This window comes from Microcoleus sp. S13C4, from assembly GCF_036700865.1.
GTDB lineage: Bacteria > Cyanobacteriota > Cyanobacteriia > Cyanobacteriales > Microcoleaceae > Microcoleus.
Window position 1 is genome coordinate 1 of the sequence record NZ_JAUBPS010000059.1, and the last position, 15,130, is coordinate 15,130.

7 protein-coding genes are annotated in these 15,130 nt (G+C 42.3%); 2 read left to right on the forward strand and 5 right to left on the reverse strand.

Annotated elements, in window-relative coordinates; translation table 11 throughout:
* Positions 1-56: 56 nt before the first annotated feature.
* The 3 genes from QT996_RS21505 to QT996_RS21515 all read right to left on the reverse strand — a co-directional run bounded on the left by QT996_RS21505 (position 57) and on the right by QT996_RS21515 (position 2,939).
* Positions 57-935 carry a hypothetical protein gene (locus QT996_RS21505; protein ID WP_333048778.1) on the reverse strand — a complete coding sequence of 293 codons (879 nt, stop codon included), beginning with the start codon at positions 933-935 and terminating at the stop codon, positions 57-59.
* Positions 936-1,301: 366 nt separating this feature from the next.
* Positions 1,302-1,640 carry a hypothetical protein gene (locus tag QT996_RS21510; protein ID WP_333048779.1) on the reverse strand — a complete coding sequence of 113 codons (339 nt, stop codon included), beginning with the start codon at positions 1,638-1,640 and terminating at the stop codon, positions 1,302-1,304.
* A 273-nt stretch (positions 1,641-1,913) separates the two neighbouring features.
* The gene (locus QT996_RS21515; protein ID WP_333048780.1) at positions 1,914-2,939 is read right to left on the reverse strand and encodes a fatty acid desaturase; all 1,026 of its coding nucleotides are present in this window, start codon (positions 2,937-2,939) and stop codon (positions 1,914-1,916) included.
* 610 nt (positions 2,940-3,549) lie between these two features.
* Here QT996_RS21515 and QT996_RS21520 point away from each other — a divergent pair.
* Both QT996_RS21520 and QT996_RS21525 read left to right on the forward strand, forming a co-directional pair.
* Positions 3,550-5,922, forward strand: a complete 2,373-nt coding sequence (locus tag QT996_RS21520; RefSeq protein WP_333048781.1) for an NACHT C-terminal helical domain 2-containing protein — start codon at positions 3,550-3,552, stop codon at positions 5,920-5,922.
* Positions 5,923-6,069: 147 nt separating this feature from the next.
* Entirely contained in the window at positions 6,070-7,863 is a 1,794-nt protein-coding gene (locus tag QT996_RS21525; protein ID WP_333048782.1) for a bifunctional 3'-5' exonuclease/DNA polymerase, read from the forward strand.
* 22 nt (positions 7,864-7,885) lie between these two features.
* Here QT996_RS21525 and QT996_RS21530 read toward each other — a convergent pair whose 3' ends face one another.
* Entirely contained in the window at positions 7,886-11,803 is a 3,918-nt protein-coding gene (locus tag QT996_RS21530) for a helicase-related protein (RefSeq protein ID WP_333048783.1), read from the reverse strand.
* Positions 11,803-14,991 carry a hypothetical protein gene (locus QT996_RS21535; protein WP_333048784.1) on the reverse strand — a complete coding sequence of 1,063 codons (3,189 nt, stop codon included), beginning with the start codon at positions 14,989-14,991 and terminating at the stop codon, positions 11,803-11,805. The genes QT996_RS21530 and QT996_RS21535 overlap by 1 nt, the downstream gene beginning before the upstream one ends.
* Between the last annotated feature and the right edge of the window lie 139 nt (positions 14,992-15,130).

A 15,130-nucleotide genomic window follows, 5' to 3' on the forward strand; every position in this document is an offset into this window, starting at 1 on the left:
TTAATAATTAAATGGGGTCGCAAAATCAAAAATAAGGGTAATGCTTGTATCACAGTTTAAATGTGCAACAGCTTACCGCTAATCCATTGCTTGCCTTCGAGCGAACCGCGAGCGTTCCGACCCGAATTCTCCAGATCGTCTAGTTCGATGTAAGCGCAATCATTTTCTTGGCAGTTAACTGAGAATCCCTGAACGTCTGAGCCTGATATCGTCTTAGTTCGCCGTCGCTCGGCGGGGCCATAAATCGCATCAATTCTCATTACTAAATTGCCAAATTCTGCTATTGGATTGGGAAAGCTAGACAGAGGTAAAGCATTCAGCCCGGGTACGTCCTTAATTAAGGTCGTTTGCCAATCTGAAAACGCGCCAAGTTGAGCGCTGCTTAAGTTCGGAATCGAAGATATTGAATACTGAGAGAGGTCAATTTCTCCCAGTTTCAACTGACCTAATTGTGGATTGGAACTGAGAACCAGCTCTAGAGTGCGATCGGCTACATCAATGCCAGCAGCTTTTGTTGCTAGAAGTCCCGCCACCGGCGCAATCTCTGCGACTTTAAATTGACCGAGAAGAGGGATAGCCTGAACTAACTGATTTAACGACTGCTTGGCAACTAAAGTAAATGCGCTTAAAGCTACGCTATCTAAATTCAGACCAGCTTGCTGCGCGACAAAACCGAACGATAGCAATTCTGGTTGCAAAGCTTGGCTGATATCGCCCAACATGATGTACTGGTCAGGAGTTTGCCCTGCTGTCCAACTTCGGCTCAAATCATAGCCAACTGCCTGCTTGTACTCTCCCGCTGAAAGGCTTCCAGATTGACTGATGGGTGGCATTTGAGAAAAAGAAATTTGTGTCCAATCTGGCAAGAGGGCGTTAACTGAAGTAGGATTTCCTTGCCTGTCCATCCCTGGTATTTCTAAAATTTTGGTTGGCATTTCAGTTGTATCAGCAGGAATTCGTGCTATAGCAAATATTGGTTGCTCAAACAAAATGGAAACTATTAAGACTAGAGAGAATAACCATACTGATAATTGCCAGAATCTTGTTGATAATATTCTTCTCATGTTTGTGCAAAAAACTTTGGTTGTTGGTTGAGGATACGGTAGAAAAGTTAAGCAATTAAGTGGGAAAAAGGAACCCACCAAACTTGATGAGGCTGCAATTGCGCTTCTTAAAATAAATAAAGCAGTCAACCGAGGCTTTACATGGAGCAGCCTCGGCGTAAAGCACTGCAGCTCTAAGTCATCGTCGCCGAAATGAGAAGTTTCATACAGGCGATTTGTAGCCTGCAATCTGAAGCACTACAGCTCTAAGTCACCGCCGTCGAAATGAGAAGTAGCTGTTTGATTTTGATAGGAATTAGCGTCATTTGCCCCTCCCTCAAAATAGGGGTTAGGGTTAGCAGCCGTCTCCGTCCACGGAGTATCTGCTAAATTCAAATCGCCTTCAAAAACGTTTTCTCGATAGCCATCAGCAAAGTAGTCTGGAACCCCGTAACCCTCAGTTTGCTGACTGCTATAACCGTTGCTTCGATATCCGTTAAGGGAGGACTCGCACGGGTTACTTTCATAGCCGCTAACAGCATAGCCATCAGCGCTGTAACCGGGTTCATTGCCATAGATATTGTTTGGCTCGTTCATAAATCCTGTAGCTACAAAGTAGTAAGAATCAACAATTCAGCGTAGCTAGGGAGAACGAGCAGCCGTTTCATCCGATAGTCGTAATTAAACTACCGCCTATCGGCGGAGCTATAGAAATAAATCAATCGCTAGCGACGTAGAATCTCACACTTACACAAACTTTGCTACATTAATTCCGACTTTTTACTGAAAAAAGCTCCCTGAAATATTTACGCAGTGACTTCCAATGGTAAATATTTTAGGGAGGTAGTTTAGTCAATTAAGAATTCAGGCTTAGTTGTGGTTGGTTGGTACAACAATTTGAGTCAGCAATGCGTAGAATCCTTGGCTTTGGTTCAACGACGCATACACCTCATCTTGCATTAAGACTTTGTGTGCTGTCTTCAAATGCCAAAAAGGAATGCGCTCGAAAAGATGGTGAATTAGGTGAAAATGCTCGTTATGTACGCCTAATAACAAGCACCAAGCGGGATTAAGCAAGCGGTTACGACTCATGTAAATGTCTACTTTAGGCGCAGTTACCATGAGAGGATAGTGTTCAGCTACTTCGACAAAATTTCCTACCCAGTTGGCTGTTGTTAGAAAAGGGATAATCCAGTAAAAAAGTAACAAATTTCCCCATCCTAAAAACAACATACCTGCAATCACAACCGTTATGTAAGTGAGCCTCATCCACCGTTCCCACAAAGCTTCATGGGAGTTGAAAATTTTGTTTTTCACCAAGTAACGAGCATAATTCCATGTCGTTGCGAGATGAAATATATTTTTCAGGTAGCTTCGGGTATTCTCGGCACAACGTCCTTCTCCATACATTCCATTTTGTTGGAGCCGAACATAATTGCCATCTAACTCAGGATCTCCGAGTAAGGGATGATGGTTGAGGACATGGCTAAAAGTGTAGCCTGTAAAACTCTGCAAAACCAGATAGCCAGACGCCAATGTACCTAGCAGGAAGTTAAAAAGCTTGTTCTTTGCTAGGGTCAGGTGCGTAGCTTGATGTAGCAGATTAGCCAAACCCCTCTGCCGAGCGCCGATGATGATAACCGCAATGAGGTAGATTGGGAATGCCAGGATGATAGGTACGTTTTCCCAGGCTCCTATAGACAAAGCGATTGCTAACCCGATCAAAAACCAATCTTCTAGAACTTGGTAAAGTCCGTGGAAGTTGTCGAGTTTAAAAAACGGGCGAAGTTCGCGGAGGGTTGTTGGGTTGAAGCGATACCTTTTGAACGAGTGCTGACTGTGCAGCTTGCCCTCTGGAAGATCAGAATAATTTTGATTTGAGAGTGTGTTCGACATGATACCTTTGAGGTTAGATAATTAGTGGCTCCGAGACAGGGAAAACCTTGTTTTGGAGCTTTTTCTGTGCTGCTAGTGACCTTAAGCAGTCGAAATTGGTCTTGAGTTAACGGAAAATTGCTAATCACTCTAGGGAAAACGAAGGTAAAGGTCTCGCTTTGAGCCTATACTGCGACTTGCATAACTTCCAATCCCGCCTGTTTCGACGACACGACCAGTGCTCGTCATAACTAGCCAGTAGTCACATCGGGGACAAGACTTCTCTATTAGCTGGTGATGAAAAATGCGTTTTGCTCCCTGAAACCCACATTGGTCACAGTGAACCTGTTGCTCTATCGGCACGACTGGCTCTTGACCCAGGCTGGTATTCTTGGAAAAACTAGAGTACCCCAATGCCGACTGCTGTTGCAGAACCTTGGATGTAAGTGGATTTAACATGACATCTCCTAAATAAATCGTCAGGAGCAAGTGGAAACTGATCTGCTAACTAGGCTATTACCTGACTAACTGACTAACTGACTAACTGACTAACTGACTAACTGCCTGACTAACTGCCTGACTCCATTCTGCCAGCTATAATAGAAGAGTGTCAACTGCCAAAGCAAAGAATATGGTCAACAGGTCTCACAAATTATCAGAACAAGGTATTCAGCGACTGAGTGGAGAGCTTTTGCGGAGTGGACAGAGCAAGTCAGCATTAGCCAGTCAGTCAGGAGTTGCGAGGGACACTGTTCGGAAATTTTTTGCGGGTCAGCCCGTCTCAACTGAGAGTTTTATAAAGATTTGTAAAGTTTTAAAAGTAGATTGGCAAGAGGTTACTACTCTCGCCAAAGCTCTAGATACAGAGGTGAAAGACAATGGTCATATTGCACTCGCAGTGCAAGAGGTACGCGAAAAGGTCAAACCTCTCATCTTAGAGCGATGCGGGACAATGCAGGTTCTGGATATGAGCAAGCCCGTTCCGTTGAAAGACATCTATGTAGATGTTGGCATCTATGAGTCCATTAGCGGGCGTAGGCGGATAGGAATTGATGAACTACTCGAAGAATATAAAAATTCTGAGAGGTTGACGACTAGAAAGTCTGAACCGCAAGTTTACGGGTTAGAGGCAGCAAAAAAAAATCTCAAGCAGGTTGTCTTAGGACGACCTGGTTGCGGAAAGACTATGTATTTGAAGTTTTTGTCAATTCAATGTATTAATGGAAATTTTAAAGACAAGCTAGTCCCAATTTTTGTCACATTAAGACAGTTTGCTGAAGTTCGCAGTCAGTTAGATTTATTAGAATTTATCTGTCAAATGATGTCTAGTTACGAAGTAACTAATACTCAAATATATGAATTATTGAAACACGGTTCCTGCTTAATTTTACTAGATGGGTTGGATGAAGTCCGAGAACAAGATTATCATCGAGTAATTAACGAAATTCAATTTTTTTTAGATAGATTTACAACAAATCAATTTATAATAACTTGTAGGATCGCAGCTCTCAAATATACATTTGACAATTTTGCTGAATTAGAAATAGCTAATTTTGACAATCTACAGATTAAAAGCTTTGTCAAGCAATGGTTTAAGATGAGAACAGACACAGAAAAAGCCGATAATTTTCTTGACAAGCTACGATCAAATAGGAACAAGCTAATAAATGAAATAGCAGCTAATCCGCTGACGCTGACTTTGCTGTGTTTGCTATTTGAATATTCAGGAGCATTTCCTGTTCAAAGTAAATTCGAGCTTTATAAACAAATTATGGATGCTGTACTTATCAGATGGGATACCTCGCGTAATATCGAGCGGGATGAAATTTATAAGAACTTTGGATTAACGAGAAAAAGAGACTTACTCAGTTATATTGCTTATGAGACGTTTAATCAAGATCGAATATTTTTTGAACATAGGTTAGTAGAAAACTATATTAGTAATTATATCGAAAATTTACCAGATGCTGAGTCCGATCCAGAAGATTTAGAGACCAGTAGTGAAAAAATACTTAAATCAATTGAGGCTCAACATGGGATACTGGTGGAACAAGCACGAGGGATTTACTCGTTTTCTCATATTGCATTTCAAGAGTATTTTACTGCTCGACATATTGTCTACACTCCCGATCCAGATGAATATAAGAAAATTGCAAAATATTTTGTAAGTCATATTACTGACGAACGCTGGCAAGAAGTTTTTATAATAGCGGTTGGGCTTGCCAAGTCTGGTGCATATCTCCTGCGGCTAATAAAAGAGGAGGTTGATAAACTTGTAGCTAAAGACGAAAAAATTCAAGAGAGATTGAGATGGGTCAAGGAACAGTCAGACTCAATAGACTTATCTCAAATAAGCAAAGGTAAAAACAAGCGAGTGGCTGTTAGAGCATTTTTTCTGGATATAGATCTTGAAATCAGTATTGAGAGAGAGCTTGGCTATGAGCTCGATCTCAAATATACTTGTATTTTTAGCTTTGCCATTATTCTAACCCGTATCCTGGGACGCAAAAAGTTTGATATAGCTTATACAATTAAACTAGCTCAAGAAACTCTTCATAAATCAGAAGTTTTTAACCATTATCGTGATTTAGATCCTCCCATTATCCTTACTATTAGCCGTGTTTATGCCATTAAATCGTTGCTTGAATATGACAACATTGACTCAGATAAAAGAGAAAAGTTTGAGAAACTACGAGAAGAAGCCCCAGATTTAAATGCTAATGAACACACCTTGACAGAGTGGTGGAAACTTTACGGCGAAGGATGGAATAATAGATTAAAATGTGTTTTAATGTCACATAATTGCCACTATGATAAAGATTGGAATTTTAGTAAAAACCAAGAAGCCTTGCTCAAGAAATATTACTGTGCTAATTTGTTGCTAGCAGAGTGTCTAAAAAATAGTTATTTGGCTCCCAATGAACGAAAGGAGATTGAAAATACCATGCTTTTACCTTGGACTGAGATTGAGCAGCAAACAAAGGAAAAGAGCGGTATAATATAAGCTCCTGTATTTGCTTTTTAAACTTTTTTAAGAAGATTGTATATAGATTAAATCATTAATGCTGCGTTTATAGTGGAGTTTGTGAAATACCCGCTAGCGCGGTCAATTTTATAAATAAAGCTATTACCTTAAAATCCCTCTACTCTTATGAATACCTCCCCACACAATACCCCAGCGCCTGTGGTGGAATACGAGCTGATTGCGAACTCTTCCAGGCTATCTGATATTCTATCACCTCTGATGAAAGCTCGTGTTATAGCCATAGACACAGAAACCACCGGGCTAGATCCACTTACGGAACGCATCCGACTCATCCAAATAGCTGTTCCCCAACGCCCAGTGATAATTGTCGATCTAGCTGCTTTTGCCGATCGCGAATTATCGCCTTTAAAAGCACTTCTAAACAGCAGTGCGCTCAAAATATTTCAAAATGGTAAGTTCGACTGGCAGGTACTAGAAATAGCTGGACTTAGACCGTCTGGCCCATTTTTTGATGTCATGCTAGCGAGCCAGGTGTTGCGATCGGGACTCAAGAAAAACCACGATCTACAATCCCTCGCTCTTGAATTTTTAGGAATCAAACTTGACAAGAGCCTACAGTCGAGCAATTTCGGAGGTAAGCTATCAGCTTCTCAGTTAGAATACGCCGCTTTAGATGCTGCTGTCCTGCTGAAACTTAGAGCGCGCCTCATCTCAAAACTTCAGAATGCTGGGTTACTAGAAACCGCCCAAATTGAATTTGAAGCGATGCCTGCTGTAGCCCAAATGGAACTAAATGGAATGTTACTGGATGCAGAACAATGGCATTTGGTGGGGGAGGAACTGAAAGCTCAAAAACAGACTACGCTGGTGGAATTAGTAAAAGCCGGTCTCAAACCAGCCCCTAATCCCCAACTTTCGCTATTTCCAGAGATGGTGGAAACCATAAACCCCCGCTCGTCTGTACAAGTTTTAAGTGCTCTTCAGGCCTTCAATATTCCAATCAAGTCAACAAGCAAGAGCGAACTTATTCCTCTAGCTCGCCAATACCCGATTATCCAGTTGTTACTAAATTATCGAAAATTAGCATCTTTGTGTTCAAATTTTGCTGAGGCATTACCGAAACATATTCACCCGATCACGGGAAGAATCCATCCCAGCTATCGGCAATGCGGTGCGCGTTCTGGACGCTTTAGTTGCAATAAGCCCAACCTGCAAAACGTTCCCACAAATTGTACGGCTAAGGGAATGCGTGCGTGCTTCATTGCCGCTCCCGGATATCAAATTATTAAAGCAGATTACAGCCAAATCGAGCTAAGGATTGTCGCTGAAATATCTGGCGATCGCCGAATGTTAGATGCCTACGCTAAAGGTGAAGATTTGCATACTTTAACGGCTTCTTTGATTACGGGAAAGCCGTTAGAGGAGGTAACGGCAGAGGATAGGCGCATAGCTAAATCAGTTAATTTCGGATTAATTTATGGCATGGGTGCTGCCAAACTTCAAGCTTATGCTGAGGAAAAGTACGATGTTATTTTAACTTTGGAGGAAGCTAAAGAGTTCAGAAAACGATTTTTCCAAGCTTATTCTGGAGTCCGAAGATGGCATGACAGCATCAGGAGAACTGTGTACGTCGAAGATATCAAGCAAATCCGTACTATTAGTGGACGCAGAAGACGATGGGCAAAGAAACCCAGGCTTTCTGAGTTGCTAAATCACCCTGTTCAAGGAACTTCGGCTGATATGTTGAAAGTGGCGATCGCTCGTTTGTTCAAACTCCTACCCAAGACTGGAGCAAAATTAATCGGTGTGGTACATGACGAGATTCTGTTAGAGTGTCCGCAGACTACTTTAAAAAGAACCAGTCGCATTCTCAAAAAAGTGATGGTAGAATCTGGAGAGGTATATTTGCAGCAAGTTCCTGTAGAAGTGGAAGTAAAAATTGCTTCTTCTTGGGCTTGAATTTAATTACAATTTAGAAGTTTTACTCGACTTCATCTTCAAGCAAGATAGTGTTGAGAAGATTCAGTTCGCTAGATGCCATAAAATAGCGATCGGCGAAAACGGTTTCTAATTGTGCAAATACTCGCCGACCTGCCACAGCCACCCAAGGGAATGATTCATATTGTGCTATTACAGGCATCACTAAACCTTGAGGTATTAGGGAGCGTCCTAGTGCATTCCTCCAAATTTCCGCGTCTTCTAATACTTGTTCGCCAATCCCATCCTCTAACTGTTCGCTCCAAAAATGGGGATAATCCAGCGGTAGACCAATTACCATATTTTTTGTTTTGAAAGCCTGAATAGTTGAGTATTCAATGATGCTTTCCTGCTGTTCGCGAATCAATAACTTATGCAATTCTTTTGCCGGACGTTTGAGTTTTGGTGGAAACTTATTTCCTTCATAAATTTGTCGTAGCAATCCTAAAAGATGATTGCTATTTTCCTGAATATCCGTTCGCCATCCCTCAAAGCTGAAGCGTTCCTCGGTTTTGCGATCGCTCCAGTCTTCCATCCAAAACGGTCCGATACAAGTTAGGCTCTCTGGAATCACCAACGCATCGTTTTCCAACGATGGCAATAACCGACTTGAAGGACGAGAAACAGTCTTGATCATCGCTTCTAGGGTTTGATAATCTACATAAGACTTAGCATTTTTATCCGGTGCTAAACCTTGCAATTTGAAACGAGCAAAAATTTTTCTCGTTAGCTGCATTGCCTTACTGACAATTCCTTTAACATCTTTATGGGGACTATCGTACATAAAAACTGTAGCTTCGTGTAAGAAACTACAAACATCTTCCGACATCAAGCTCAATAATTCTGTGTCCCCAACCGAACCAACTGGGACAAAGGCAATTCGCTGCCGCTTCAGTCCGGCATCCCCTTTGATGCGCGTGTAAATTGTAGAACGCAGCATCACGAGTAAAGTCAATAAATCGCTGGCCTGACGCAACCAGACTCTTTGACGATCGATATCTTCTTCTACAACGATAACATCGTTGATGAGCATAACTAACCGTCGATTTTTGTCATCTCCAGAAACTTTCTCTCTAGTTTCTGGATTTGTATATTCTCCCCGACCTCGATAAATCAGTTGTGCAATTTCCATCAAAGCGGCTTCAATATTGAAGCGGGGAATTGCCGCAATAATCCAATCGGTTTTAGGGAAAGAAATTCCTCTCGCCCCTGAAGAAGTCATCAGAAAAACTCGGATCTGATCGCGTCGTGGTTCCTGTACCAGTTCCAAGCGTTGATGCGGTGGCACGCTTTGATCCAAAACTGCTACCTGTTCGTTCTCGCATAGAGCATCTGTTCCCATTGTCAATTTCTCACGCAACTGACGGAGAAATGTTTTATCTTGGGCAAAGAAGATTAGCTGCTCTGCTCCTTGTTTTAACCCGTTTTGGATTTCTTGATAAGCATTCATCAAAAATTTGTCTTGTAGTTGTTCTCTAATCGCTTGTCGGATTCCCTGCTTTCTGCCATCACTGATTAACTCTGGTGTGACAAGTGAAAGGCGAATACTATAGTCAATGTTCAGTTTTGAAGCTGGATAGCTATTTGTCATTACGTGCAGTGTCGGGTATTTTTTGGGACCGACTTTTGTATAAGTACCCGTTACCCGAAATGCAGCTTCACCCTGACTTGCACTAATTAGCACTTTGTCAGGAGCGCGATTCCCTGAATTGAGAAAGTTATTAAGAACAATTTCATTGCTCAACGAGGCATCGGCAACAATCAGAACAACCTTAAAAGGCGATTGAGTTCCTTCAAATGGTTCAATAAATTGTTCGTGTAACCATTCGGCTAACTTATGAACAAAGGGCGCTCCTGCACCATCGCCAGCTAATTCATCGACCATTACAATAATTGTAGGAATTTGCTTCGCAAAGGTCTGACGTTCATTTTTTCCCAAAGTCGTATGCGCTTTTTTTCTAAACAAATTGCTGAGGGCATCCACTGTACTTGTTTGGTCGAGCAAACGATAGCCTTGAATCGCAGCAGTTATGACTAGACGATTCACCAGAGGATTAGCTTCTAGCAATCGTCGCGCCGCGCCTGCTAGGGTGCGTAAGACACCCGGAGGCTGAGATGATGCCATGCTGTCCTCCCGTTCGGAAAGAGAATGTTTATAGCGGGTAGAGGCGACAATATTACAATCAATTTCGTGTTCCTCTTCGGGGGTCAGGAAGATGGTACTGCAATCGGGATAATTGAGTTTTTCAATCCCATCAACAACAACAGCACCATCAATACGGCGATATTCCAATCCATGTTTCTCGATTTGTTGCTTGTACCATTTAGAAGCTGAAGCAATTAAATTAGCATTACTTGTTAGGGTCAATATACCAGTAGCATTACCGTTTTTTCTAGCGAGTTTTGCTGTTACATCTCGATTAATCACCACTCGCGGACTGACGTAAAGAAATAGGAATCCTTCAGACTGTTGAGTAAGAAAGTCTATAACAGCCGTAGTTTTGCCAATTCCCGGATTTCCCTCTAAAGCAATTACATTTATTCTCCCCGATTTGGCAGCATTTAAACCTGCAACGACTGCGGCAGCATGAACTTTGCGTAATGGAATTTGTGCGTTTTGTTGACTCTGTATATCAAGGGCAAGTGCAAACTGGGACTGAGGATTTTCACCAAAAAACTCCTTCAGTTCTGCTGTTTCCTCAATGGCGGCGATCGCATCCTCCCGTAAAATCTCTTGCATCGGGCTATAAAATCCCTCTACGTTCTCCTGAAACAGAAAGTGAATATCTCCTCCCAATTCAGGTAGTTGAGCAATTTGCTTCGCTTGCTGCTTGAAATTAGGAGGTAGCGAGCGCACCAACTTATTGAACACTACACGAATTTCTTGCTCTAGTTCGCCGGGGGCATCATCGCTCAGTTTGCGAACATTTCGATAGGCTTCCCCCAATGATTTCATCAATCTAGCTCTAGGGTCTGGTTCTGGCTCTTGATCGATGAAATGAGCTGCGAGGCTTTCAAACCCATTAGATGTTACTGCGATCGCTCTGGCACTACAAGTTCCCTTTAAGCGATCGCGCGATCGCAAAATGTGAATTAGGCGTTCAGTGTAAGATGATGCCTGACAGAGCTTAAACAAAGGTTTATCAGAACTGCTAAATGCCGATAAATGACTCGCCAATTTGGACGAAAGCGAAAACTCCTCACCTTCTACCTCAGCACAAACCTTAGAAAAAACTCCCCGTGCATCCATATAACGGGCATAGCGATTAATTTCTTGTTGGTGAGACGTTTCAGTTCTAAAGTCTGCCAATTTGGCAGGTGCGTTATACGAGAACTCCAGACAAAGAATAAAGTTGTCAAATTTCTGACGTTTGTTTTCCTTTGGGGTCAGAAATCTTGCATATTTACTCGTTAAATTACCTTCTGTGTTCTCCTCAGTTGATAACCATAAGAGAAAATCGGCTCTAGCAGGTTCTCCTGTGTAAAGTAAAGCCTGATCTGGTTTTCCAGGTAGATTGAAAGCTGTTTGGAATGCCTTAGCCGTCTTTTCTTTCTCTTCATCTCTGCCAGATAGTTGCCCTGGAAGTGCCAGAGGACACCAAATTGCTTCCAGCTTTGTTTTACGAACAGGATTGTGCTTGAGGCATTCCCGCATCGCCGTCCAGCCTAAACCATAGCCCATTACTAGCAGATGACGCACCATCGTCCCTGCCCATTCTTTGGCATTCGTATCTGTTAGTTGAAAGGTTCTAACCAATTGATTGTTAATATCGGCATTCTTGAACGCTTGCCAAGGTTGGAGAACCGGATGATTATCCTGAAGTAATCCTTGATGAATCAGATGCAGCAGAACCCCGCGTTTGACGGCAATTTCAAACACCTGACCCCAAATAGATGCCTGACGAAGAAACGATAATTGCATTACTTCCTCCGGTGTAAAACTTGAGAAACATGACTGAGTAAGGCAGGGTAGCTGAGTAATACTCGTCCTTTCCGACGAGTGTGCAAAACTTCCACTTCTCCAGCCGCTTCAGTAGTGGTAGGTGATATCCAACTAAAGGGGTCTAATACCGGGATCAGTTGTCCATTTTGAACCCCTCGTTCGGCTTCAATAAAATGCAATCCTCGCAGCACTGAAATTAAACAGGGATGAACGCTAGACTGCTGTTCTGGATTAACTAAATGTTGACGGCTACGTTCAGTCCAGTCAATATTGCTAACCCGTTGGTCAGATACTAGGAAATAAACGCAGAAACCCGACTGGGGACGCTGCGCTTCTTGAATTGCAAAAAGTGTGGCAAATGTATAAACCGGAATCACATCGCGCACGCGAACTTTTTCAACAGACATCAAGAAACTCGTATGGTCTCCAGCCCGTAAAATTTCAAAGGCGGCTTCATTAGAGTTTCGCTTCCGCAATCTCGTAGCTGGAAATACATCCCGCTGCATTGTATAAATCGTCAAATCGGGGAAAGTTTGAAAGACTTCTTCCAGGAATTCTTTATGAGTTAAGGGAGAATTGTAATCTGCTGCCCGATTTATTCGACGACCGCCATAGGCATGAGACAATAAAATAATATGCTGGCATCCTTTGGCTTTTAGATAACCAATCTCTTCTTGCACCAGTCGTTGTTTTCTCAACCGTTCGGGAGAATCAACTACGTCTGACTGCATTCTATCCATCTTGAGTTCGTAACCTGAAAACGGTTGATTAATAGCTGTAGCAATGTAACTTTGAGTTAGAAAAAGATAGCCCTTTTCATCTTCACTCAAACAATTTATCTCATCGCAGGGACGGGTTGCATAGGAAATTAAACCCATTTTCGGAACTGTTGGGGGAGTCGGTGTACTGATGGCAATGGGAAATGCACTCAACAAAGCGTTAAAAATGCCCAATTTAATATATTTGGAATTTTTACTCTCTAGATTTTGAAGAACAACCCCTTGCATTCGGATAGGAGTGTTTTCACTCAAAATTGCTTCAAGAGCTTGGGCTGCTGCATAAACATAGGAATCACCATTTCCTTCATCACTCTGTTTACCTATTTCTTGTAATCGCAGCATCAAAGTTGTAAACTCAACTGGCTCTAAATCACCAGATTGTTTCAAGCGTTGGATAATCCGCCATAAGCAGCAGTAAACTAGCACTATAAATGCAGTAACTGCTGCTGCATGATACTGTTTACTTTCCTCAGATCCTTTTCGATCTGGTCGTCGCTTCAAAGTTTGAATATCGTATTCAACTTGGATGGCGGCTGGTAATACCCATCCTTTGATTGATTTTGCCGATTCCACAAATTTGTAAACCCATTTACCATCTTCTTGTTGAGAAGAACATGGAACCCAACAAATTTGAAGAATTTTCTTTGGTAATAACCGCTGTACCTGAATTGAATGTGGATTTCCTTTGATTGCTAAATTGTATTCAGAAAGTTGAGCATTCACCTTGACTGAGAATAGAAGCCCCTGCATTTCTGGTCGATCGCGAATTTCAATATATTTAAACCATTCCACCTGTTCGCGAGAACGTTGCTGGGGTCCCACAAGTAAATCTCGAACACCTGATTCTGCCCCTTCTAATCGCGACCACTCGATGATATCTCGGTTCACGCAGATGAATTGTTGGGAGGAACGATGCTGAACTTGAGAAATAATCTTTTGGCTTTTTGTGCGGAGTATGGAAATCAAAGCTGTTGCAATTAATTCCATTGATGGGGCGCGTTTCTCTAAATCCTGTAGCACCTGACTAACAGAAGCCACGCCGCCAGTTTTTAGCGTTTTAAGGAGTTGCTGTACTGAATCCGATAGTGATTCTTTACTTAGCGATGCTTCATCCTCTTTTGGAACAACGACTGCTAAAAATATAAGTTCAGCTAACCGACGACAAGGATGAGGTGAAACTTCATTATCGCCAATTAATTCTGCTCTGATTTGATCGAGTCGCCCCTCAAAAGCAGGTTTGCCCAATTCAGGATTTTGTCCGTTGACTCGAAAGCGATAGCTGACCTCCCGAATAACGCCATAACTGGAACTGGTTGCTGCTTGATTTCTAACTTTTTCCTCAAAAATTTGGGTTTTCCATTCAGCCCAAACCGGAAGACAGGAATAGAAGATTGCTTTGCTCAAGTAATCTAGCAAGTCGAATTCAGCAGCATTACCGAAATGAGCGGTTAGATCGACGGTGTAACTGGTTTCTTTTGCCGATTCAAACAGAGTAAGTACCCGATTGATGTATTCTGCTAATAGTTGATAGTCCGGTTTATTAAGCATCTGGGCATTTTCTGCGATCGCTTCCATAATCTGGAAGGTAATTGTTAGGCGAACGCGGGCTAATGCTTCATCATCTAAAAAGTTCAAAAAACGATTGATTTGGCTATCCTCTCTTTCCTGTTCCGCAGCTAGACTATCAAGAGCTGATTCAATGTCATCTTCATCACAGTCACGCTGAACAAGATGCTGGCTGACTGCCTTGCACATTTGTTCAAAATAATCAATAGCCTCAACTCGTTCAATTGCTGATATTACTTTGGCTACAGTTGTGGAAGAATTATCCGGCTTAACATCTGCGGATTGAAATTCTAGGGGGATAAGATTAGCTGTGTTGGCTTGATTTTTGAAAGCAGTACCCGCTGCTTGTGCCAGTCGATCAATTTGCTGAATGGGTTGCTCTAACAGCAGTGAAGATAAAGAGGCTTCTTGGGGTAAAGCAGTATCGATTACCTGGTCTATCGCAGCGATTAATCGGTCAAGGGCAGCAGGCAACTTCGCTGCATTGCCTTCAGTCAAACAGCCTCCAATGCGAGAGCGAGTGCCGTATGCTGGCATTGGCAAGTTCTGAATAAACCCATCACCTTTAGTTGGATTGAAAGCTTTTTTGAATTCCGGCTGTGAAAATAACCGGTGAAGAACGGCTGAAGTACAAAGTCTCAGGCGGTTGTCTTCTGGCTGGAAAATCAATGCTGGCTTGTATTTGGGGTCTTTCTTGTCAGCATTTTCCGTCAGGTTGTTTGGTGAAAGTGCTTTAGCAATTAGATCTACGAGCGTAGCCAGATCAATAGAAGACTTGGGCGATCGTGCCTGAATTTCGGCACCGCTTTCTTTTGAGTGCATATTAGTTTTGTCTTTTATACCAGTCTTTTGACTGCTTCACCTATTCGAGCTTTACAGTCCGAACCGATGGAACCTATTCACTTAATAACTTAAGAGTAGGCAATCTGTCAACCCAATTCACTCTCACGGTTGTAATGCT